Here is a 21,546-nt window from a genome sequence, read left to right on the forward strand (position 1 = left end):
TCGGCATGCTCAACGAGGCGGGGCTGGTCGAGCGTTCGCGGATCATCATGGAGAAGCCGTTCGGTACCGATCTGGCCAGCGCGGTCACCTTGAACGGCAAGCTGCACCAGGTGTTCAGCGAGGAGCAGATCTTCCGCATCGATCATTTCCTCGGTAAGGAACCGGCGCAGAACATTCTCGCCTTCCGGTTTGCCAATGGCCTGTTCGAGCCGATCTGGAACCGTAACTTCATCGACCACGTGCAGATCGATGTGCCGGAGACTCTGGGCCTCGGCACGCGTGCCGGCTTCTACGAACAGACCGGCGCCTTCCGCGACATGGTGGTCACTCATCTGTTCCAGATTCTCGCGTTCATGGCGATGGAGCCGCCGACGGCACTGGAGCCTCGGCCGATCAGCGAAGAGAAGAACAAGGTGTTCCGCAGCATGCTGGCGATCGATCCGATCAATGTCGTGCGCGGCCAGTACGCCGGCTATCGTTCCGAGACCGGTGTCGATCCGGAATCGGATACCGAAACCTTCATTGCGCTGAAGTGCGCGATCGACAATTGGCGCTGGGCTGGCGTGCCGTTCTACCTGCGCACCGGCAAGCGTCTGGCCGAAGGGCAGCGGATCATTTCGATCGCCTTCCGCGAACCGCCGAAAAGCATGTTTCCGGTGGGCTCCGGCGTGGGTGCGCAAGGTCCGGATCATCTGACTTTCGATCTGGCCGATGCTTCGAAGATGTCGTTGTCGTTCTACGGCAAGCGTCCCGGCCCAGGTATGCGCCTGGACAAGCTCAGTCTGCAGTTCGCGATGCATGACACCGGCTTGATTGGCGATGTGCTCGAAGCCTACGAACGCCTGATCCTCGACGCGATGCGCGGCGACCACACCTTGTTCACCACGGCCGAAGGTATCGAGCGGCTCTGGGAAGTGTCGGCAGAACTGCTGGAGTCGCCGCCGCCGGTGCGCTTCTACGAGCCGGGCTCCTGGGGGCCGAAAGCGATCCATCAGCTGGTCGCTCCGCATGCCTGGCGTCTGCCGTTCGAGCGTGCCTGGCGCGATCCGAACAAGACGAAAAGCTGAGCCCTTCGTCGTAGCTTCAGCGCGTCAGCTTCGGAACGGCACCGGGCTCGGCTTGGCGATCGCTTGGCCTTGCAGGTAATCGGCGCCGAGCCTGCGCCAGACGGTTGCCTGCGCTTCGCTGTCGACTGCGCCGATGATGGTTCGGCCGCCGATCAGCTTGGCGAGTTTCAGCGCCGACTCCGCCAGCATCTGCTCGATATCGTCTTCGGCAATGCGCTGGAACTGCGAGGCATCGAGCTTCACGTAATCGACCGGCATGCCGCGCAACTGCTCGACGTAAGCAATCTGGCGGCCGGTGCGGTGATCGATCGCGATCTTGGCGCCGAGCCGGCGCAGCGCTTCGCAGCAGCGCTTGGCCTGCTGCGGATTGCCGGTCAGCGTGTCGTCGCGCAGTTCGAAGCAGAGCTTGCCGATCGGCACCTCGGGATGGCTGTTGATCTGCTCGGCGATGAACGAGATCAGCGTGGCGTCGTGCAGCGAATCCGCGGAGAGATGCAGGCCGCAGCTGGCCATCCGGCCGCATAGCGCGCTGTCGGCGGCCAGCCGTTCGAACAGCGCCTGGATCATCCAGCGATCGAGTTGCGAGCCCAGCAGATGCCGCTCGGCAATCGGCAGGAACAGCGACGACGGCGCCCAGAAGCCTTCCTCGTCTTCGAGGGCGAGCAGCACTTCGAAGACTTCGCCTTCCGATGCCAGCGCGCGCGACGGCTGCAGGCGCTGCGTGGTGACGTGAAACAGACGCTCCTCCAGGCCGCGTTCGATGCGCCGCACCCAGAGCGCGTCCTGATCGATGCCATTGCCGACTTCGAGTTCGGCGCCGTGCAGCACCACGCCTTGGCCGTTGCGGGCGTGGTCGCAGGCGATGCCGGCGCGGCGCATGACCTCGGCCGCCGAGCCGACATCGGTAGAAATCAGGCACAGGCCGATCACGGCATGCACCTCGATCCATTCATCGCCAGTCAGGAGGCGTTGTTCGGCGATATGCGCCCGCAGTGTTTCGGCATCGAGCCGCGCCTGTTCGCCGGTCCGGGCTTCAATCAGCACGGCGAAGCGGTCCGGCGTCAAACGAAACACATGGTCCGAGCCGCCGCTGAGTGCGGCCAGACGTTCACCGCAACGCGCGGCGAGGGCATCGGCATCGCTGTGGCTCCGGGTTTCGCGGACTCGCCGAAGCTCCGGGAAATCGAGCTTCGCCAGCGCCTGCAGCGGTTCATCGCTGCGTGCTTCGTGGCCCGCGTTCTGGGCTTGCGCGTGCAGTTCGCGCACGCGCCGTTCGCAGGCCTTGCGACCGCCAAGCCCGGTGACCGGATCGACGAACTCCTGAGCCACACTGCCCGACGAGGGGCCAGCCACTCGCGGCCCGCCGGCGCGACGCAGCACGACCAGGCAGCCGGTGATGCGGTCGACGCGGCTGCGGATCGGGACGGCGCTCAGGCCCAGTTCGCGGCCAAGTTCCTGGCCCTGAGTGCCATTACCGCCAAGCATCACGCCATCGGGAAAATCGATGCGCGCGCCGGTATCCCGAATCTGCTGCATCAGATCCGGCAGCGCCGGACCCTCGAGACTGCCGAGCCGCGCTTGCAACACAGAGCCAAACAGCGCGCCGCGAGCGTTGCGCTGGGTGGTCGACAACCATTGCTCGGCAATGGCATTCAACTCGACGATCGCGCCGTGTTCGTCGAGCACGGCGATGCCGTCATCGAGCGTGTTCATCAGCATCTGGTTGCGCTCGCCGAGACGCAGCGACTGGTCCTGAGCGCGAACCCGTTCCGCCGTCTCGCCGTGCAGCTGGCTGATCGCGACACTGGCGCGATCCTGCAGGTCGCGCAGCCTTGCACTGCGTTCGTTGTGCCAGTGCGCGAGCAGACGCAGTTCGCCGGCGCCGGACTCATCAAGGGTCACGTCCTGCTCCGTGTCCTGACCATCCTGTTCGGCGCGGGCGATGGCCTGGGTCATCCTGCGCAGCGGCCGGATCACAGTGCCGCGCAGCAGCACGAACGCCAACACCAGCACCAGCACGGCGGTACCCAGGGTCACGGTCAGAGCCTGAGTGACCAGATAGATCATGGTGTCGTTGCCTTCGCGCGTCGGCGACACGCTGAGCAGCTGCCAGCCGGCGTCGGGCACCGTCGACAACACGGCGTAGCTGCTTTCGCCCAGGACCGGATCAAGGTCGAGCTTCAAGCGTTCCGGCGCATCTGCAGCGCGGCCATCGTTGGCGTTCCAGACGGCGGCGAGGGCGTCTTCGGCAGCGACTCGGGACAAGTCGCGGCTGTTGTCCTTGAGCGAGGACACCAGGCGCGCGTCGTAGCTCGCCGAGCGCAGCGCATCTGCCCGGAACGCTTCGTTGCGGCGATGGATCGCCAGCGCCACAGGGTTGTAGCGGGCTTCGCGCTGGGCCAGTTCGGGCAGGTTGCGACTGCTGCCGACAGCAGCGCCGAGTTGGTCGCGAGCCAGGGCCGATACCGCCAGCATCTGGCCACTGCGATCACTGAGCACGGCGTAGCTGCGCAGCGCTTCGCCGTCGGTCAGGAAACGACGGCTCAGATTGGCGATGTCGACGCTGACCGTGGCGACACCCTCGAAACCGCGTGCGCCGATGATCGACACGCTGCAGGTCACCACATCGCGGGCGAGCAGCGGATCGCGATAGACCGGCGACCACAGGCAGCGGCTGCCTCCGGCGATCCGCGAGGGCGTGTACCAGGGCTCGCGCCAATAGGCGATGGCGTCCGGCGCGTTGTAATCGTCACGGGCTTCGGGCTTGCCGTTGTCGGTGACGCGCCAGAACTGGCTGTTGCGTCGCACGCCGGCGGTGGTGTTCAAGGGTTCCGGCCACAGGCCATAGCTGGCAATCGGCAAGTCTTGCAGCAGACGTTCGCCGAGGCGAGCCCGCAGCGTGGCATCGGGGTTGCTGGCGGTCAGCGCCAGCAGCTGGGCGAATTGCTCGGTACTGCGAACGATCTGGCCGGTTTCGGCGAGCAGCCGCTGGTTGATCGCCGTTTCGAAGCGAAAGGTGGCCTGTTCCAGGCCGCGGCCGATCAGACGATCCGCGGCGAAGAAGGCGACGCCGCCGAGCACTGCGAGCAACAGCGCAAACAACAGGCCGAGACGAAACTGCAATCCCTGGTGCCAGCGCAGGCCTGATTGAAAGGATGAGGAAGGGCGGGGAGAACTCATCGACAAGGCAGGCAATGCGGCGGAGGAACGAGGCTGGTCATCAGAGGATAACGATCAGGACGATGACACGGACGGCCACCTCGAACCAGTGGTCTGTGGCTCATGCCACAGACCTTGCCGCGCCGGTGGCGAACAGTTGGCAGATTGCTCCGGTGGGACCGCGTACCGCGTCGATGGTCAGGCCGTAAAGCGTCGACAGCCGGTCCGGTGCCAGCACCTCGTTCGGCAGACCGTGAGCGATGATCCTGCCGCGCTCGATCAGCGACACGGTGTCGGCGTGCCGCAACGCCAGATTCGGGTCCTGCAGGATCGCCAACACGCCGACACCGCGCGCGGCGAGGCGGCGCATGGTCAGCAGGCAGTGATGCTGAAACGCGAAATCGAGGCTGGCGGTGGGTTCGTCGAGCAGCAGATAACGCGCTTCGCGGTCGTCCGGCGCGCTGATCTGGACCAGCGCTCGAGCGAGCTGGACCCGCGCTCGCTCGCCGCCGGACAGTTCGTTGTAGCGGCGACCGGCGAGGCCGGCGGCACCAGCTTCGGCCAATGCCGCGGCGATGATCGCTTGCTCGGCTGGCGCTTCGGCGCTGCGCTGCCACGGCAGACGACCGAGAGTGACCACGTCGTCGACCCGGAACGGAAACGGCAGATCCTCGCGCTGCATCATCACCGAGCGCCGCCGCGCCAGCGCCGCGCTGGGCCACGCAGAAAGTGGCCGGTCATCGAGCAAAACCTGGCCGCCATCCGGCTTCAGATCGCCGGCCAGCAGGCGCAGCAGGGTCGACTTGCCGGCGCCGTTCGGGCCGAGCAGCACGTGCAACTGACCGGGTAGCAGCACCAGGCTGGCGTCGTCGATCAGGCGTCGGCCGCGTACGCCGTAGCCGGCATGAACTGCTGCCAGCGTCATGACAGCCCTGCGCGGTCGCGCAGCCGCAGCAGCAGGAACAGGAAGAACGGCGCGCCGATCGCCGAGGTCAGCGCGCCGACCGGCCATTCCGCCGGCGTCGCCAGGGTGCGCGCCGCCGTGTCGGCCAGCACCAGCAGCAGCGCCCCAGCCAGCGCCGAGGCCGGCAGCAGCAGGCGGTGGCCCGGGCCGACGATCAGGCGCAGCGCATGCGGCACGATCAGGCCGACGAAACCGATGATGCCGGCCAGCGATACCGCGGCCGCCGTCGCCAGCACGACGGCGATCAGGATGCGCCGCTTCAGACGCTCCACCGGCACGCCCAGATGCAGCGCTTCGGCATCGCCGAGCAGCAGGGCATCGAGCGCTCGCGCCTCGCGCGGCAGCCACAGCAGCAGGATCAGCAGCACCGGGCCGACGATGGCGATCTCGTTCCAGCCGGCACGGCCGAGGTTGCCGTACATCCACAGGGTGAAGCCGCGCAGGCCGGAGTCGTCTGCGGTGGTGGACAGCAGGCCGACGATCGCGGCGACGAAAGCGTTGATGGCGGTGCCGGCGAGCAGCATCGTCGTCATTCGGGTGACGCCATCGCGTTGCGACAGACGGAGCACGGTGACGGCCGCAAGCAAGCCTCCGGCAAACGCGGCGACGGGTAGCAACACGCCCTGCCAGGCGGCCAGCCCGCCGAGTCGCCCGTCCAGCCGCGTGAAGACGATGGCCGCGGCGAGTGCGGCACCGGCGGAGACGCCGATCAAGCCCGGCTCGGCCAGCGGATTGCGGAACAGCGCCTGGGTGACGGCTCCAGCTTGGGCGAGTACCGCGCCGATCAGCAGCGCCAGCAGCACTCTGGGCAGGCGCAGTTCGAGCAGGGCCGTGGTCTGCATGGCCTGATCGGTTCCGGGGACGAACAGCGTTGTCCAGTCGATGGCGATGGTGCCGCGGGTCAGCGCGAATGCCGTCGCAACCATCAGCAACAGCGTCAGACCGCCGAACAGAGGCAGCCGAAGTGACGCGGAAGGGTTTGACGACCTGAACGGGGACAAAACGGTGCGGGGCTCTGGCGATCGATTGCTGCGCCGTGACCAGGTCACGGTGACCTGGCGGGGTAGGGCGCTAGTGTCCCAGTTCGGACGCCGGCTTTGTAGCGGCTTGATCGTCAGGCTGGGCGTTGACTGGCTTGACGCCTGAATTGCTGCGGGTCTGTGGGCCGGCAGCCGCTGATATACTCCGCGCTTGTGTCGAATGCCGCTGCAAATGCGGTTCCGAGGCAGGCAGCACCGGCGAGAGTGGCGGAATTGGTAGACGCACTGGATTTAGGTTCCAGCGCCGCAAGGCGTGCGAGTTCGAGTCTCGCCTTTCGCACCATTTTTTCGGGGCTGTCTGAAAGGTCCGGTGGACCTTTCAGCCGAAAAAATCCGGAGCAAAGCGGAGGCAGCTGTTCTGGCCTTTCGCAGAAAAAATACAGAGCGCCCGCCCAGAGCGAAGCGGTCGGAAAGATCATCACCACCTTTACAAGAGTCTTGAACGATGGAAGTCCAAGTCGAAACCGCCGGCGGTCTGACGCGCCGGCTGCATGTCACGATCCCGGCCGATCGCTTTGAACGCGAAGTTGGTGAGCGCCTCAAGCGCCTCGCGGGCCGCGCTCGCGTGCCGGGCTTCCGTCCGGGCAAGGCGCCGCTGAAGGTCATCCAGCAGCAGTACGGTGCCGATGCGCGCAATGACGCAGTCGGCGAACTGGTTCGCCAGACCTGGCCGGAAGCGCTGACCCAGTCGACGCTGCAGCCGGCCAGCTCGCCGAATTTCAATGTCACCGCGGAAGCGGTCGGCCAGCCGCTGGTCTACACCGCCAGCTTCGACGTGTTCCCGGAGATCACGCTCGGCGATCTGAGCCAGATCAAGATCAGCCGTCCTGTTGTCGAAGTGACCGAGGCGGACGTCGATCGTCTGGTCGACAACCTGCGCAAGGCGCGCCGTACTTTGGCAGTTGCCGAACGCGCAGCCCAGGCTGGCGACGTGGTGACCGTCGATTTCGAAGGCAAGCTCGATGGCGAAGCCTTCCAGGGCGGCAAGAGCGACAACGCCTCGATCGAGATCGGCGAAGCGCGCTTCCTGCCGGATCTGGAAAACGGCTTGATCGGCCATTCGGTCGGTGAAACCTTCGATGTGGCGGTCAATTTCCCGGCCGACTATCGCAATGAAGCCCTGGCCGGTAAGGCCACGGTGTTCAGCATCGTCATGAAGGAAGTGCGCGAGCCGAAGCTGCCGGAACTCGATGAGGAGTTCCTCAAGGTCCACGGTATCGACGAAGGCGGCGCCGAAGCGCTGCGCAGCAAGTGCCGCGAAGCCCTGGAAGCCGAGCGCACCAAGGCGGTCACCGCGCGCGTCAAGCGTGAAGTGATGGACCAGCTGCACGCGATGCATCCGATCGATGTGCCGTCCGGTTTGGTCGGCGAAGAAGTCGATCGCATGCGCACCGAGACGATCAACCGCATCGGCGCCAATCGCGGCAACGACATGAGCAAGATGAAGCCTGAGCAGCTGAAGGCGATGCTGCCGGGCGAAATGTTCGAGCCGGGCGCCAAGGGCCGCGTTGCCCTGGGCCTGTTGGTCGGTGAAGTGATCACCTCGCGCCAGATCAGCATTGATCCGGCCCGCGTCGATTTGGCGCTCGACAACATCGCTGGCGATTTCGAGGATCCGGAAGAAGTGCGCAAGCTGTATCGCTCACGCGAAGATCTGATGCAGCGCCTGCGCAGCGTCGTGCTCGAAGAGCAGGTTGTCGAGACTTTGGCCGCCGGCGCTCAGGTGACCGATGAGCCGATGTCGCTCGAAGACCTGTTGAAATCACAGCAGCAGGCCCAACCTGCGTAATGGTGCAGAGCAATCTGCACGCGATCGTTCCGGCCTCGGCGCCGGAACGATCGCCCGACTTGACCCTATAACCTGGAAATCCGATGACTGACCTCCGCAACCGCTCGCAGCTGGTCCCGATGGTGGTCGAGCAGACCGCCCGCGGAGAACGTGCGTACGACATCTACTCGCGCCTGCTGAAGGAGCGCGTCGTGTTCATCGTTGGACCGATCGACGACTACATGGCGAACCTCGTCGTCGCCCAGCTGCTGTTCCTTGAATCGGAAAATCCGGACAAGGACATTCACCTTTACATCAACTCGCCTGGCGGCGTGATCACTTCGGGCCTGTCGATCTACGACACGATGAAGTTCATCAAGCCGGACGTGTCGACGATGTGCATCGGCCAGGCGGCCAGCATGGGCGCCTTCTTGCTGTCGGCCGGCACCAAGGGCAAGCGCTTCGCGCTGCCGAATTCGCGAGTAATGATTCATCAGCCGTCCGGCGGTGCCCAGGGCCAGGCGACGGATATCGAAATCCAGGCCCGGGAAATCCTCTATCTGCGGGAGCGGTTGAACCGTTTGATGGCGGAGCACTGCGGCCAGCCGATCGAAAAGGTCGCGGCCGATGTCGAACGCGACTATTTCATGAACTCCGAGCAGGCCAAGACCTACGGTCTGATCGACAACATCATCGACAAGCGGGCTCAGGCTCCCGTCGCGAACTGAGTGCAGATCTGCAGCAATTCAGGCCCGCGTCGACAAGTTGACGTTGCGCGGGACTGGTTGCGAACAGAACTTGCAGTCATTTTGCTGTCATACGACATGATGCTATAAGGATTCAAGAACCTTGATTGAGGTTGGAAATGCCTGACAACGTACGCAGCGGCACCCAGGGTGGTCGCGTGCTGTATTGCTCGTTCTGCGGCAAGAGCGAGCACGAGGTTCGCAAGCTGATCGCGGGTCCGTCGGTCTACATCTGCGACGAATGCGTCGATTTGTGCAACGACATCATCCGCGAGGAAGTCCACGCCAAGCCGCAGGTCAAAGGCCTGCCGAAGCCGCAGGAAATCCGTGCGGTGCTGGACGAGTACGTGATTGGCCAGGATCAGGCCAAGAAAGTGCTGTCGGTCGCCGTCTACAACCATTACAAGCGCCTGAGCCAGAAGGGTTCGAGCGATGGCGTGGAACTGTCGAAGTCGAACATCCTGCTGATCGGTCCAACCGGTTCGGGCAAGACCTTGCTCGCCGAAACGCTGGCCCGTCTGCTCGATGTGCCGTTCGCGATCGCCGATGCGACGACCCTGACCGAAGCCGGCTACGTCGGCGAGGACGTCGAAAACATCATCCAGCGCCTGCTGCAGAAGTGCGATTACGACGTCGAGAAAGCGCAGCGCGGCATCGTCTACATCGATGAGATCGACAAGATTTCGCGCAAGAGCGAAAACCCGTCGATCACCCGCGATGTGTCCGGCGAAGGCGTGCAGCAGGCGCTGCTGAAGCTGATCGAAGGCACTATCGCCAGCGTTCCGCCGCAGGGTGGTCGCAAGCATCCGCAGCAGGAATTCCTGCAGGTCAACACGGCCGGCATTCTGTTCATCTGCGGTGGCGCGTTCGCCGGCCTCGACAAGGTGATCCAGAACCGTACCGAGAAGACCGGCATCGGTTTCGGCGCCGACGTGAAGTCGCAGAAGGACAGCCATCAGGTCAGCCGCATGCTGCTCGGCGTCGAGCCGGAAGATCTGATTCGTTACGGCCTGATTCCGGAGTTTGTCGGCCGTCTCCCGGTGCTTGCCGTGCTGGAAGAGCTGGATGAAGCGGCGCTGATCTCGATCCTGAAGGAACCGAAGAATGCGCTGGTCAAGCAGTTCGCCAAGCTGTTCCAGATGGAAGGCTGCACGCTGGAGTTCCGCGAGGACGCGCTCAACGCCATTGCCCGCAAGGCGCGTGATCGCAAGACTGGTGCGCGCGGCCTGCGCACCATTCTCGAGAACATCCTGCTCGACGTGATGTACGACCTGCCGTCGATGACCAATGTGTCGAAGGTCGTCGTCGATGAGTCGGTCGCCAAGGGCGAAGCGAAGCCGTTCATCGTCTACGAGAATCTCGAAGCGCCGCGCCGCGACGTCAAGAACAGCGCCTGATCGGGCTGATGTCGATCCAGGCGCGCCGCGATTGATCGCGGCGCGCCTTTTTTCTGGCCGGCGTTTATTCGGGGCGATCGTCATTCCGCGCTTGAAAAATATGGCTGGCGGACGCATCACTGGCTAGGCGCATAATTCCAATATCGAAGCATTCCACGATGACCCGAGGTTCGAGCCGTGTCCGGAACCCATGAAGCTGTGACCCCTGTGCTACCTCTGCGCGATGTGGTGGTGTATCCACACATGGCGATCCCGCTGTTTGTCGGCCGCGAAAAATCGGTCAAGGCGCTGACCGCTGCGATGCAGGACGGCAAGCGCATTCTGCTGGTCGCCCAGAAACACGCCGATACCGACGAACCCGGTGTCGACGATCTCTACGATACCGGCACGCTGGCCTCGATTCTCCAGTTGCTGAAGCTGCCCGATGGCACCGTCAAGGTGCTGGTTGAAGGCGCTCAGCGCGCGCGCGTGACCAAGCTCGAGATGACCGGCGATTACCTGACCGCCGAGTTCACGATGATCCCGCCGGATGAAAGCGGGTCCAGCGGCAGCGAAGCCGACGCGGTGATGCGCGCGGCGGTTGCCACCTTCGAGCAGTACGTCAAGCTCAACAAGAAGGTGCCGGCCGAGTTGCTGCCAAGCCTGACCAGCATGGATTCGCCGGGACGCCTGGCCGATGCCATCGCTGCGCACTTGTCGCTGAAGCTCGAAGACAAGCAGAAAGTGCTCGAGATCGGTGATCCGAAGCCGCGTTTGGAATACGTGCTGGCGCAGCTGGAAGGCGAGATCGACATCCTGCAGATCGAGAAGAAGATTCGCGGTCGGGTCAAGCAGCAGATGGAGAAGAACCAGCGCGAGTACTACCTCAACGAGCAGATGAAGGCGATCCAGAAAGAGCTCGGTGAGCTTGAGGACGCCCCGAACGAACAGGAAGAGCTGGCGCGCAAGATCGCCAAGGCGGGTATGCCCAAGGCTGCCAAGACCAAGGCCACTGCTGAGCTGAACAAGCTGAAGATGATGCCGGCGATGTCGGCTGAAGCGACCGTCGTGCGCAACTATCTCGACGTGATGACGCAGGTGCCGTGGAAGAAGGCCACCAAGGCCAATATCGATCTGCCCAAGGCGCAGGATCAGCTCGATTCCGATCACTACGGCCTCGAGAAGGTCAAGGAGCGCATCCTTGAATATCTCGCTGTCCAGAGCCGCGTGAAGAAGCTCAAGGGCCCGATCCTGTGCCTGGTCGGCCCGCCCGGCGTCGGCAAGACTTCGCTCGGCCGTTCGATTGCGCAGGCGACCAACCGCAAGTTCGCGCGCATGAGCCTCGGTGGCGTGCGTGACGAAGCCGAGATTCGGGGCCATCGGCGGACCTACATCGGTTCGCTGCCCGGCAAGATCGTTCAGAACCTGACCAAGGTCGGCGTCAAGAATCCGCTGTTCCTGCTCGATGAAATCGACAAGATGAGCATGGATTTCCGCGGTGATCCGTCATCGGCGCTGCTGGAAGTGCTTGATCCGGAGCAGAACAACACCTTCCAGGATCATTACCTGGAAGTGGATCTCGATCTGTCCGATGTGATGTTCATCTGCACGGCGAACACGCTGAACATTCCCGGGCCGCTGCTCGACCGCATGGAAGTCATCCGCATCCCGGGTTACACCGAGGACGAGAAACTCAATATCGCCAGGCGTTATCTGATTCCGAAGCAGATCAAGGAAAACGGCTTGAGCGAGACGGAACTCGACATCAGCGAATCTGCCGTTCGCGCTGTGATCCGCACCTATACGCGGGAAGCTGGCGTGCGCAACCTCGAGCGCGAGATGTCGAAGATCGCGCGCAAGGTGGTCAAGCAGGTCTTGCTGAAGCCGACTGACAAGACCGTGAAGGTCACCGACAAGAATCTGGACAAGTATCTGGGCGTACCGCGTTTCCGTTACGGCCGCGCCGAAGAAGCGAATCAGGTCGGACAGGTGACAGGTCTGGCCTGGACCGAAGTTGGCGGCGAGCTGCTGACCATTGAATCGGCACTGACGCCGGGCAAGGGCAAACTCACGCAGACCGGTAGTCTCGGTACCGTCATGCAGGAATCCATTCAGGCTGCGCTGACCGTGGTGCGCTCGCGCGCCAAGCAACTCGGCATTGATCCGGATTTCTATCAGAAGCACGATCTGCACATTCACGTGCCGGAAGGTGCAACACCGAAGGATGGTCCGTCCGCAGGTGTCGGCATGTGCACGGCTCTGGTGTCGGCACTGACCTCGATTCCAGTGCGCGCGGATGTCGCGATGACTGGCGAAATCACCTTGCGTGGCGAGGTGTTGCCGATCGGTGGCCTGAAGGAAAAACTGCTGGCTGCGCAGCGCGGCGGCATCCGCACCGTGATCATCCCGCAGGAGAACGTCAAGGATCTCGCCGAGATCCCGGACAACATCAAGGGCAAGCTCGATATCGAACCAGTGCGCTGGGTCGAGGAGGTGCTGCGCATTGCGCTCGAACGGATGCCAGAAGCAAAGCCGGTTCCTGAAGGTGCAGCGGCACCAACGCCGGCCAGCACCGAAGGTGTCAGACCCCACTGAGCAGCTTGAAATCGGGATTGCAGTGACGCAAATCACTACAATCCCGAATCTGCCGACAGTTTAATTGACGCTCTGAAACCCGCTTGATATAAGGATTCTCCAACGCCTGACGACGATTTTCGTTACTGAAAGTCGATATGAAACCATCAAGGGATTCAGGGCTGGGCGGGACAGAATCCAAGTCAATACCGGCTCATGCCGATCCAATAATCCGAGGGGAAAAACCTACATGAACAAATCCGAACTGATCGCGGCCGTCGCCGACCAATCCGGCCTGACCAAGGCCGATGCCGGCAATGCGATCGATGCGCTCGTCGAAGTCATCGGCAAAGCGCTCAAGGAGAACGACAAGGTGTCGCTCGTCGGCTTCGGCACATTCGCAATTCGCGAGCGTGCGGCACGTACCGGACGTAACCCGAAGACCGGCGCAACCTTGAACATCACGGCCAGCAAAAATCCTTCATTCAAAGCTGGCAAAGCCCTTAAAGACGCTGTAAAGTAGCGGACTCGGTGGGGGGGACAGCTTCACCGGATGTAACGGTCGATAGGGTGCTTAGCTCAGCTGGTAGAGCATCGCCTTTACACGGCGGGAGTCGGGGGTTCGAGCCCCTCAGCACCCACCAGTTACTTGGTCGTTGTAAGTGGAGTCAGTAGTTCTGCGGAGCGGTAGCTCAGTCGGTTAGAGTATCGGCCTGTCACGCCGAGGGTCGCGGGTTCGAGTCCCGTCCGCTCCGCCATATATGCAACACGAGGGCGCTCAAAGAGCGCCCTCTTCATTTGCGAGACCCGAAAACATGATGCAGCAAATCCGTGACAGCCTTAATGGCCCTGTCATTGTCGGTGTTCTACTGCTCATCATTGGTATTCCATTCGCATTCAGTGGCATTGAAGGCTACTTCCAGAGCAATGCCAATCCGCCGATAGCCAAAGTTGGCGACAGCAAGATCACGGCTGACCAGTTGAATCGCGCTTATGAGCAGCGCTATCGCCGTTTGCAGCAACTGCTGGGCGAGAATTTCCGCGCGGATCAGATCAACTCCCAGCGCATGCGCGAAAGTGTGCTTCAGGATCTGGTGCAGACATCTTTGCTGCAGCAGCAGGCCAAGAGCAGCGGCTATCGTGCTGGGGATGCCGCACTGCGTGACTACCTGACTGCAGTCCCGGCGTTTCAGGAGAACGGCAAGTTCTCGACGCAGCGCTACAAGGAACTGCTGGCTCAGAACAACTACACAACCGACAGCTTCGAAGCACAGCAGCGCGATACGCTGATGGTGGAGCAGTTGCGTGATGTTGTGCTCGGCAGTGCTGTCGTCACCACGGACGATGCCAAACTCGCCCTGCGACTTTCCAAGCAGGAACGTGATTTCCAATACCTGCAATTCGAGCCCGCGAAGTATCTGGCCGATATCACGGTGACGCCGGAGCAGATCGCCGCGCGCTACGAGGAAAAGAAGGCCAGTCTGCAAGCCCCGGAGCGGATCAAGCTTGCTTTCGTAGAACTCGCTCAGAGCAAACTCGCCAAGGCTGCCGCGCCGAGCACGGACGTTCTCAAGACGCTTTATGAAGCTGAGAAAGCCACGCGTTTCTCGACCCCGGAAACGCGCAAGGCTAGTCACATCCTGATCAACTTTGGCGCCGACAAGGAAGCTGCGCGCAAGAAGGCTGATGATCTCTATGCGCAGCTCAAGGGTGGTGCGAATTTCGCCGAACTGGCGAAGACTGCTTCCGATGATCCCGGCAGCAAGAACAAGGGCGGCGATCTTGGCATCGTCAAGCGCGGTGATGGCTTGCTGCCGCCGAAGTTCGAGTCCGCACTTTACGGACTGAACAAGGCCGGTGATACCAGCGAGCCTGTGGAAACCGAGTTCGGTTTTCACATCATCAAGCTGACCGAATTGAACGATGCGCGCACGCAGGCGTTCGAGGAAGCCGAAGTGCAGAAGGCTTTGACCGATCTGTACATCAACAAGGAACTGCAGTTGCAGATCCAGGAAAAGAGCAAGCAACTCGAGCAGCTTGCATTCGAGAGCGATACCTCGCTCGAGCCGGTTGCCAAGGAACTCGGCCTGACCATCGAGACCACCGACTGGTTCACGCGTGCCGGCGGTGCTGGCATCGCCGCGAACCCGGCGGTGATCGAAGCCGCGTTCTCGCAGGCCGTGCTCACCGACGGTGTCAACTCCAAGCCGATCTCGGTGGACGCCGATCGTCTGGTCGTGGTGCGCAAGGCCGAGTACGAAGCGCCACGTCAGCGCCAGCTCGCCGAGGTTGAAGCAACCCTCCGCGATGAACTGCGCAACGAGCAGGCGCGTGCCAAGGCGGTTGCCGATGCCAAGGCGGCGCTGGAAGCATTGAAGTCGGGCAAGACGATCGAAGAAGTGGCTGCCTCTCTGAAACTCACCGCGCAGTCGCCGGGACCAAGCACGCGCAGTCGCAGCGGCCTGGGTCTGGCCTTGCTGGATGCAGTGTTCAAGCTGCCGCGTCCGGCTGCGACGACCTCAAGCTATGGCGAAGCCAGCATCGAGGGCGGCGCAACGGCAGTGATTGCGCTCAAGACCGTGGTCGATGGCAGCCTCAAGCCAGGAACGGAGCCGGCCGGTGAACTGGCCAGCATTCGTGAGGCCCGCGCCGGTGCTGAGTTCAATGCATACCACGAGGCCTTGAAGAAGCGCATCAAGGTCGAACTGAAGGAGTTGCCGGCTCAGGAGCCGGTCGCTCCTTGATCGACCGCTAGCCAGCCCGGGCGCACGCGATGAAGGTTCATTGGCAAATAGCGATTGCGCTGGCCCTGGCGGTGTTGACCGGCGCACTGGCGTCGGCTGACAGCAGCCTGATCCGCTTCTGCGGGTTCATCGGCGGCCTGTTTCTCAATGGCCTGAAGATGGTCGTGGTGCCATTGATCGTGTCGTCGATCATCGTGGCCATGTCCACGTTCAGCGAGCCGGCGGCGCTGTCGCGCATTGGTCTGCGCACAATGGCGTTCTACACGCTGACCACGGTCCTCGCCGTCGTTGTTGGCCTTGCGATGGTCAATCTCGTCCAGCCCGGCATCATCGATGGCCAGCCTGCCAAGGACATCCTCGGCCTCGCTACCGGCAGCGCCAAGGTCAGCGAGCAGGTATCGAGCGCGAAGCTGTCCGACGTCAGCGACGTCTTCTATCGCATGATCACCTCGAACCCGATCAAGGCGGCCGCCGAAGGCGACCTGCTCGGTCTGGTGTTCTTCAGCATGATGTTCGGCATTTTCGCAGCGCGCTTGCCGGGCAGTGTCGGCGATGTGCAGCGCGACTTCTGGAACGGTGTCCGCGAAACGATGATGGGCATCACCGGTGTGGTGATGCGCTTTGCCCCGATCGGCGTTTATGCGCTGGTCGCAAAAGCGTTTTCATCGACCGGCGTCGAAGCGATCCGGCCGCTGGCGCTGTTCTTCTTTGCCACGCTCGGCGGGCTCGCCTTCCATATGCTGGTAACGATGTCAGTGTTGCTGGCTTTGATCGGGCGGGTGTCGCCGATTCGCATGCTGAAAGCGATGACGCCGGCGCTGTTGACCGGTTTCTCGACGTCCAGTTCGGCTGGCACCTTGCCGGTGACCCTGGAATGCCTGCGCAGCCGCGCCGGAGTCTCCGAACGTGTGTCTGGCTTCACCTTGCCACTTGGCGCGGCGATCAATCTCGACGGCACCGCGCTCTACGAGTGTGCAGCGGCAATGTTCCTCGCCCAGGCTTATGGCCTGCATCTCGATTTCACGACCCAGTTCGTGATCGTGTCGATGGCGGTCGTCACCTCGATGGGCGTCACCGGCATTCCCTCGGCCAGTCTGGTCGCGATTGCGGTGATTCTCGGCACCATCGGCCTGCCGCTCGAAGGTCTGGGCGTATTGCTGGCCGTCGACCGTGTATTGGACATGTGCCGCACGGCGGTCAATGTCTACGGCGATGGCTGTGGTGCGGTGGTCATTGGTCGCCTCGAAGGCGAGCACGACATCCTGAAGCCGCCGCAGTAAGCGTCGCGGCTCAACAAAAAGCCCGAAGCGTGTAGTCCGCTTCGGGCTTTTTGTTTTTGACCCGCTGGAGAATCAGCCCGGCGTGCTGGCGTCCAGCGAGAAACCCATGATGCTGAAACCGGCGTCGACGTAGATGATCTGGCCGGTGATGCCCGACGACAGATCGGAGGCCAGGAAGGCCGCGGCGTTGCCGACTTCATCGATCGAGATATTGCGCTTCAGCGCCGAGCCTTTCTCGGCATGCGACAGCATGCCGCGGAAGCCCTTGATGCCAGCAGCCGCCAGGGTCTTGATCGGCCCAGCCGAGATGCCGTTGACGCGGATGCCTTCTGGGCCCAGCTCAGCCGCCATGTAGCGCACATTGGCTTCGAGACTGGCCTTGGCCGGACCCATGACGTTGTACATCGGCACAGCTTTTTCGGCGCCCAGATAGCTCAGGGTCAGCAGGCTGCCAGCGCGGCCCTGCATCAGCGGGCGTGCCGCCTTGCCGAGTGCCGCGAACGAGTAGGCGCTGATGTCATGGGCGAGGGCATAGCCTTCGCGAGTCACGGTTTCCAGGTAACCGCCAGCCAGCAGTTCGCGCGGCGCGAAGCCGATCGAGTGAATGACGATGTCGATACCATCCCACTTCGATTTCAGGGTATCGAACACGGCCGCGATCTCCGCATCACGGGTCACGTCGAGCGGCAGCACAATATCCGAGCCCTGCTCGTGGGCGAATTCCTCGACTCTGCTCTTGAGCTTGTCACCCTGATAGGTGAAGGCCAGTTCGGCACCTTCGCGGCGCATGGCCTCGGCGATGCCGGTGGCGATCGATCGCTCGCTGGCAACGCCCGTCACCAATGCTTTTTTACCCTGGAGGAATCCCATGTTTCTCGTTCGTTGTTTGAATTATTGAGGAATGTAATGGAGCGGGTAGTCGAGCGTGAAATTCGGGCCAGCCTTGGCACCGAAGTTCATCAGCTTGACGCGCTCGACGATCTTGCGCTCCAGCTCGGGATCACCGTAGCTGCTCGACAGCATTGTGCACGAGACGACCGAACCGTTCGGCGCGATCGTCAGACGTACCACGATCTTGCCGGCGCCGATGTCGGCATTGTCACGCGCTGCGCGGTTGAAGATGGCGTAGAACGGCCCCTGGTTCCTGGCGAACACAGCCTGCACTTCGCTGGCATTGCGGCCGCCGTCCGGTCCTGGAGGACCGCCCTTGGCCGGACCATTACCGCTGCCCAAGGGGCTGCTGACCTTGCCGGTGCTGCGCGAGCCGACGCCGACGCCATCCTGCGACGAAGTGACGCCGTTGCCGTTGCGGATGCCGCCGCTGTTGGCGGTCGCCGATGCAGCGATGGCATCGGCAGAGGCGGCAGAGCCGATACCGCTCTTCGAGGTGATCGTCGACGAGCTCAGCGGCTGATCGCTGGTCGCACTGGCCAGGTTCTGGTCGCGCAGGCTGCTCAGGGCATCCTTCATCGCCAGCAGACCGGACTTCTCGGCCACTTCCTTGGCTGTCGGCTCAGGCTTGGCCTGGACCACGGTCGGCGGCTTTTCGATCGGTTTCGGCTTCACCTGTTCGATCGGCTTGACCGGCTTCGGCGCCTCCTTGACGGGTTCGACGACCTTCTCTGGCTCCGGCTTCTTGACTTCAGGTTCCGGAAGCAGCTCGACGTACTGCGAGCTGTCGAACTCGGGGAGCGGCTTGGGCTCGGGCGCCACATAGAAAAAGTGGGTCAGCAGCACCAACACGAGCGCCGGAATGGCGACGCTGATGAAGATGCGCCGGAACCGGCGATCGGCTTCCTCGATCAGTTGCCAGGCATCCCAGCGAATGGTCCGCGACATCATCGACGCGTTCATGGCGTGGCTCCGAGACCGGCGTTGCCTACCGCGTTGATCGAACGACGGTTCACCGACAGCGAGATACGCGCGAACTGCGCGTCACCACAGGTCGCCATGATCTTCTTCAGCAAGGCGTAGGGGATGGCCTTGTCGGCCAGGATATTGACCTCGCCACGGGTCTGCGTGCCTGCAGCCGTCTCGGCTCCTTGCATGGCAACCAGGGGGCTGAGCATCAGCTGCGCCTTGAGCGGCTCCAGGATGTTGCCTGGCGTCGCCTGAGCGTCTTCGAGACTCATGACCGTTGTTCCTTGCCAGGTGACGCCGTCAGTCGACACCGTCAGCACGCCGGTATCGTTCGGCGGCTGCACGGTGGCGGCCAGCGGCAGGGTCAGCGACTTCGGCGTGCGGATCTGCTGCACGGCCGTGGAACTGAGCAGCAGGAAGATCAGCAGTGACGTGAAGATGTCGATCATCGGCACCAGATTCAGGCCGACCGCACCTGGGGTCTCGGTGCGCTGGGCCTTGCGCAGGATGCGTTTGCGCTTGGCGGAAGTGCGCAGGCTCATGGTTTCTTGGCTCCGGCGACTACCGGGGCATCGCCCAGTGAAATCTGCGGGAACAGTTCGACGGTATCCGGTCCGGTGGCGGTCAGATCGACTCTCACGGCATCCATCACCGACACCAGCACTTCGTAGGCAATGCCGGGCTCCAGTAGCAGCGTCACCTTGGATTCGGCTGGCAGCCGCTTCTTGGTCTCGCGCATCAGCGCCGACAGCGCTTCGAAGTCATAGCCGTCGGCTTTCGACGGCACCGCACGCACGATGTAGCCGTTATCGCTGAGCGCCAGATCGTTCTTGCGGATCAGCACGGACAGATTGTGCGGCGGCGGTTCCGAGGCCGAGGCGTTGTCGTTCGGCAGATTGATGCCCAGGATCGACAGGCCGATCGAGTTCACCAACAGGAAGAACATGAGCACGGTCAGGATGTCGATCATCGACACCAGATTCAGCTCGGTGCTGCGCTTGCGCCTGACCCGGCGCAGCGCGCGTCGAGTGTCGCGGGAAATACCCTGCATCATCGGCGGATCGTCCCTTTGGTACCGCGGACCATTACTTCTTGAGGCCGAGGCTGTTCAGGAACTTCACCGATGCGATCTCGAGGCTGTCGATCATCTCGTCGGTCTTGGTCACCAGCCAGGCGTGGATCAGCAGCAGGGGAATCGCGGTGATCAGGCCGAAGGCGGTGCAGTTCATGGCGACGGCGACGGCGGCCGATAGCTGATCCTGCTTCTGTGCCGGGTTGACGCCGGACACCGCCGTGAAGCCGGCGATCAAGCCGACGATGGTGCCGAGCAGGCCGAACAGAGTCGCCACGTTCGCGAAGGTCGCGAGGTAATGGGTGCGACGCTCCAACTGCGGCGTCACTTCCATCAGGCTCTCTTCCATCGCCAGTTCGACTTCCTCGCGGCTGGTCGCACCGCGCGAGCGGGCGAGGCCGTAACCGAGGACGCGGCCGATGGCCGTCGTCGAAGCGGCTGCAATCGCTTCGGCTTCTTCATGACGGCCGGCGTTGACCAGCGGCATCAGCTTGGCCCAGACCTCGCGGTTCTCGACCGAGGCGCGGCGCAGGTAGATCAGACGTTCGATGGTGATCGCGAGCCCGATGACGAGCACGACCAGGATCGGGTACATGAACTCACCGCCGGCTGTGAAGTAGCGAATGACGGTGGAAAAAAACTCCATGGGAATTCCTCGGTTTCGGGTTGCTTGAAAGAAGTGAGAGTGTTACTTCGCAGCGCCTTGACGCTTGCGGAATGCAGTGATCGTTTCGTAATACTCGATCTGGCGACGGAAAGTTGCCGGGTCGATGGGTTCCAAGGCTTCATCCACCAGACGAGCGGGGCGATCAAGTCCACGCTCGGCGTAATCATCCTTCCATGGTGTGATGTAGAGGCCGATCGGTGATTCCTGATCGCCTACGATCGTGGTGCCCGAGGTCGCGTCGGCCGGAATCGGCGCATCAGCAGAACCGGGCACGGGAGCCTTCGATGCAGCGGCGGGCGCGCGCGTCGGAGCAGGAGCGGGAGCCGGTGCAGGATTGGATCGTTGGATCTCGACGATCGGCCCCGCAGTGCTGCGGTTCGATGGAATCCGGACCTGCGGCGTGGCGATCGGCTGTTCTTCCTGTGCCTGTGCCTGCATCACAGCTGCCACAAGCAGCGTGGCCGAGCAGGCGGTGGTCAGAAGTCGGGAAAGGTTCATGGCTTGCTGGCTCCAGCAGGTGCAGGCGCAGCTACTGCAGCCGGAGCCGGCGGCAACTGCGCTTCGATTTCGCGAATCCAGGCGGTGACGATCAGCTTGTCGCCACCGGCAAGGCGCTGGTATTCGCGGTAGTGGTTCAGCGCCTCCTGCGGACGGCGCAGATAGAGATCATTCAGCAAACCGAGATTCAGATGTGACGCGGCAAGGCCCGGTTTGAGACTCAGTGCTTTCTGATAAGCCGTTTCGGCTTTCTGATAGTCCTTGTTCTCGCGGTACAGCGTCCCCAGCCAGTTCCAGGCCGTCGCATTGTCCGCGTTCAGACGAGTGGCCTTCTCGAAGTTATCGAGGGCGAGCGTCGGCTGGTTGGACTTGGCCTGCAGAATCGCCAGATCGGTGAATGGTCCGGAGAAATTCGGGAAGTCACGGGCCAGGAGCAGGAAAGCGTCACGCGCTTCCTTGGTCTTGCGTCCCTTCATCAGCTTCAGGGCTTCGTCGAAACGCGCCTGAGGATCACCCTTGTCGGCGGTCTTCTTGGCGTCCGCCGGGGCTTCCGGCTCCGGCTTGCTTACGACGGCGGGTGCCGTCCGCTTCGGCTGAGAGCCGCAACCGGCCGCCAGCAGGGCGACCATCGCGAAACCGAGCCAGCGGGAAGCGCGCGGCATGCTCATGGGCTCAGCGCAGAGTGTCATAGGAGTCCTCGCGGATTTCGCGCTTGCCGTACTTCGCTGGAG

At 62.8% G+C, this 21,546-nt stretch carries 17 protein-coding genes, 3 tRNA genes and 1 pseudogene; 11 read left to right on the forward strand and 10 right to left on the reverse strand.

Annotation, left to right across the window (positions count from 1 at the left end):
* Positions 1–1,067: pseudogene (locus tag Q0D45_RS10825) on the forward strand (glucose-6-phosphate dehydrogenase (NADP(+))); the annotation flags it as partial.
* Between the two features lie 24 nt (positions 1,068–1,091).
* On the opposite strand, the gene Q0D45_RS10830 reads toward Q0D45_RS10825, so the two are convergent.
* The 3 genes from Q0D45_RS10830 to Q0D45_RS10840 form a co-directional block, all read right to left on the reverse strand.
* On the reverse strand, positions 1,092–4,190 hold the full coding sequence (locus tag Q0D45_RS10830) for an EAL domain-containing protein (protein WP_293392499.1): 3,099 nt from the start codon (positions 4,188–4,190) through the stop codon (positions 1,092–1,094).
* A gap of 157 nt (positions 4,191–4,347) precedes the next feature.
* A complete protein-coding gene (locus Q0D45_RS10835; RefSeq protein WP_293392502.1) occupies positions 4,348–5,151 on the reverse strand; it encodes a heme ABC transporter ATP-binding protein in 804 nt (267 codons plus the stop codon).
* Entirely contained in the window at positions 5,148–6,116 is a 969-nt protein-coding gene (locus Q0D45_RS10840) for an iron ABC transporter permease (protein WP_293392504.1), read from the reverse strand. The genes Q0D45_RS10835 and Q0D45_RS10840 overlap by 4 nt, the downstream gene beginning before the upstream one ends.
* Positions 6,117–6,428: 312 nt before the next feature.
* On the opposite strand from Q0D45_RS10840, the gene Q0D45_RS10845 reads away from it, so the two are divergent.
* The 10 genes from Q0D45_RS10845 to Q0D45_RS10890 all read left to right on the forward strand — a co-directional run bounded on the left by Q0D45_RS10845 (position 6,429) and on the right by Q0D45_RS10890 (position 16,718).
* A tRNA-Leu gene (locus tag Q0D45_RS10845) sits at positions 6,429–6,513 on the forward strand.
* A gap of 162 nt (positions 6,514–6,675) precedes the next feature.
* Entirely contained in the window at positions 6,676–8,019 is a 1,344-nt protein-coding gene (gene tig, locus Q0D45_RS10850) for a trigger factor (RefSeq protein WP_293392507.1), read from the forward strand.
* An 83-nt stretch (positions 8,020–8,102) separates the two neighbouring features.
* Positions 8,103–8,726: an ATP-dependent Clp endopeptidase proteolytic subunit ClpP gene (clpP, locus tag Q0D45_RS10855; protein WP_293392510.1), complete on the forward strand. Its 624-nt coding sequence runs from the start codon at positions 8,103–8,105 to the stop codon at positions 8,724–8,726.
* A 137-nt stretch (positions 8,727–8,863) separates the two neighbouring features.
* Positions 8,864–10,141, forward strand: coding sequence for an ATP-dependent Clp protease ATP-binding subunit ClpX (gene clpX / locus Q0D45_RS10860; RefSeq protein WP_022977097.1), 1,278 nt, complete (start codon positions 8,864–8,866; stop codon positions 10,139–10,141).
* 243 nt (positions 10,142–10,384) lie between these two features.
* Positions 10,385–12,715: an endopeptidase La gene (gene lon / locus Q0D45_RS10865; protein ID WP_084711499.1), complete on the forward strand. Its 2,331-nt coding sequence runs from the start codon at positions 10,385–10,387 to the stop codon at positions 12,713–12,715.
* Between the two features lie 229 nt (positions 12,716–12,944).
* A complete protein-coding gene (locus Q0D45_RS10870; protein ID WP_022977095.1) occupies positions 12,945–13,217 on the forward strand; it encodes an HU family DNA-binding protein in 273 nt (90 codons plus the stop codon).
* A 45-nt stretch (positions 13,218–13,262) separates the two neighbouring features.
* Positions 13,263–13,338: transfer RNA gene (locus Q0D45_RS10875), tRNA-Val, on the forward strand.
* Between the two features lie 37 nt (positions 13,339–13,375).
* Positions 13,376–13,452, forward strand: a tRNA-Asp gene (locus Q0D45_RS10880).
* 60 nt (positions 13,453–13,512) lie between these two features.
* Positions 13,513–15,438, forward strand: coding sequence for a SurA N-terminal domain-containing protein (locus tag Q0D45_RS10885; RefSeq protein WP_293392545.1), 1,926 nt, complete (start codon positions 13,513–13,515; stop codon positions 15,436–15,438).
* A 29-nt stretch (positions 15,439–15,467) separates the two neighbouring features.
* Complete coding sequence (locus Q0D45_RS10890; protein ID WP_293392521.1) at positions 15,468–16,718, forward strand: dicarboxylate/amino acid:cation symporter; 1,251 nt, start codon at positions 15,468–15,470, stop codon at positions 16,716–16,718.
* A gap of 72 nt (positions 16,719–16,790) precedes the next feature.
* Here the strand turns inward: Q0D45_RS10890 and Q0D45_RS10895 are convergent, their stop codons facing one another.
* Genes Q0D45_RS10895 through Q0D45_RS10925 form a run of 7 tightly spaced genes read right to left on the reverse strand, consistent with a single transcriptional unit; the run spans position 16,791 to position 21,483 of the window.
* On the reverse strand, positions 16,791–17,588 hold the full coding sequence (locus Q0D45_RS10895; protein WP_293392524.1) for an enoyl-ACP reductase: 798 nt from the start codon (positions 17,586–17,588) through the stop codon (positions 16,791–16,793).
* A gap of 21 nt (positions 17,589–17,609) precedes the next feature.
* The gene (locus Q0D45_RS10900; protein WP_293392527.1) at positions 17,610–18,572 is read right to left on the reverse strand and encodes a TonB family protein; all 963 of its coding nucleotides are present in this window, start codon (positions 18,570–18,572) and stop codon (positions 17,610–17,612) included.
* On the reverse strand, positions 18,569–19,120 hold the full coding sequence (locus tag Q0D45_RS10905) for a biopolymer transporter ExbD (protein WP_293392530.1): 552 nt from the start codon (positions 19,118–19,120) through the stop codon (positions 18,569–18,571). Before Q0D45_RS10905 ends, Q0D45_RS10900 begins: the two co-directional genes overlap by 4 nt.
* Positions 19,117–19,632: a biopolymer transporter ExbD gene (locus Q0D45_RS10910; RefSeq protein ID WP_293392533.1), complete on the reverse strand. Its 516-nt coding sequence runs from the start codon at positions 19,630–19,632 to the stop codon at positions 19,117–19,119. The genes Q0D45_RS10905 and Q0D45_RS10910 overlap by 4 nt, the downstream gene beginning before the upstream one ends.
* 31 nt (positions 19,633–19,663) lie before the next feature.
* Entirely contained in the window at positions 19,664–20,296 is a 633-nt protein-coding gene (locus tag Q0D45_RS10915) for a MotA/TolQ/ExbB proton channel family protein (RefSeq protein WP_293392536.1), read from the reverse strand.
* Positions 20,297–20,338: 42 nt separating this feature from the next.
* Positions 20,339–20,815, reverse strand: coding sequence for a hypothetical protein (locus Q0D45_RS10920; RefSeq protein ID WP_293392539.1), 477 nt, complete (start codon positions 20,813–20,815; stop codon positions 20,339–20,341).
* On the reverse strand, positions 20,812–21,483 hold the full coding sequence (locus Q0D45_RS10925) for a tetratricopeptide repeat protein (RefSeq protein WP_293392542.1): 672 nt from the start codon (positions 21,481–21,483) through the stop codon (positions 20,812–20,814). Before Q0D45_RS10925 ends, Q0D45_RS10920 begins: the two co-directional genes overlap by 4 nt.
* Between the last annotated feature and the right edge of the window lie 63 nt (positions 21,484–21,546).

This window comes from Nevskia sp., assembly GCF_023266035.1.
Classification (GTDB): Bacteria; Pseudomonadota; Gammaproteobacteria; order Nevskiales; family Nevskiaceae; genus Nevskia.

Excerpts from the sequence above, each read along its gene's own strand:
- Q0D45_RS10835 (WP_293392502.1), bottom strand. The coding sequence starts at position 5,151 with ATGACGCTGGCAGCAGTTCATGCCGGCTACGGCGTACGCGGCCGACGC.
- Q0D45_RS10840 (WP_293392504.1), bottom strand. The coding sequence starts at position 6,116 with ATGGTTGCGACGGCATTCGCGCTGACCCGCGGCACCATCGCCATCGAC.
- tig (WP_293392507.1), top strand. The coding sequence starts at position 6,676 with ATGGAAGTCCAAGTCGAAACCGCCGGCGGTCTGACGCGCCGGCTGCAT.
- clpP (WP_293392510.1), top strand. The coding sequence starts at position 8,103 with ATGACTGACCTCCGCAACCGCTCGCAGCTGGTCCCGATGGTGGTCGAG.
- clpX (WP_022977097.1), top strand. The coding sequence starts at position 8,864 with ATGCCTGACAACGTACGCAGCGGCACCCAGGGTGGTCGCGTGCTGTAT.
- lon (WP_084711499.1), top strand. The coding sequence starts at position 10,385 with ATGGCGATCCCGCTGTTTGTCGGCCGCGAAAAATCGGTCAAGGCGCTG.
- Q0D45_RS10870 (WP_022977095.1), top strand. The coding sequence starts at position 12,945 with ATGAACAAATCCGAACTGATCGCGGCCGTCGCCGACCAATCCGGCCTG.
- Q0D45_RS10885 (WP_293392545.1), top strand. The coding sequence starts at position 13,513 with ATGCAGCAAATCCGTGACAGCCTTAATGGCCCTGTCATTGTCGGTGTT.
- Q0D45_RS10890 (WP_293392521.1), top strand. The coding sequence starts at position 15,468 with ATGAAGGTTCATTGGCAAATAGCGATTGCGCTGGCCCTGGCGGTGTTG.
- Q0D45_RS10895 (WP_293392524.1), bottom strand. The coding sequence starts at position 17,588 with ATGGGATTCCTCCAGGGTAAAAAAGCATTGGTGACGGGCGTTGCCAGC.
- Q0D45_RS10900 (WP_293392527.1), bottom strand. The coding sequence starts at position 18,572 with ATGAACGCGTCGATGATGTCGCGGACCATTCGCTGGGATGCCTGGCAA.
- Q0D45_RS10905 (WP_293392530.1), bottom strand. The coding sequence starts at position 19,120 with ATGAGCCTGCGCACTTCCGCCAAGCGCAAACGCATCCTGCGCAAGGCC.
- Q0D45_RS10910 (WP_293392533.1), bottom strand. The coding sequence starts at position 19,632 with ATGATGCAGGGTATTTCCCGCGACACTCGACGCGCGCTGCGCCGGGTC.
- Q0D45_RS10915 (WP_293392536.1), bottom strand. The coding sequence starts at position 20,296 with ATGGAGTTTTTTTCCACCGTCATTCGCTACTTCACAGCCGGCGGTGAG.
- Q0D45_RS10920 (WP_293392539.1), bottom strand. The coding sequence starts at position 20,815 with ATGAACCTTTCCCGACTTCTGACCACCGCCTGCTCGGCCACGCTGCTT.
- Q0D45_RS10925 (WP_293392542.1), bottom strand. The coding sequence starts at position 21,483 with ATGAGCATGCCGCGCGCTTCCCGCTGGCTCGGTTTCGCGATGGTCGCC.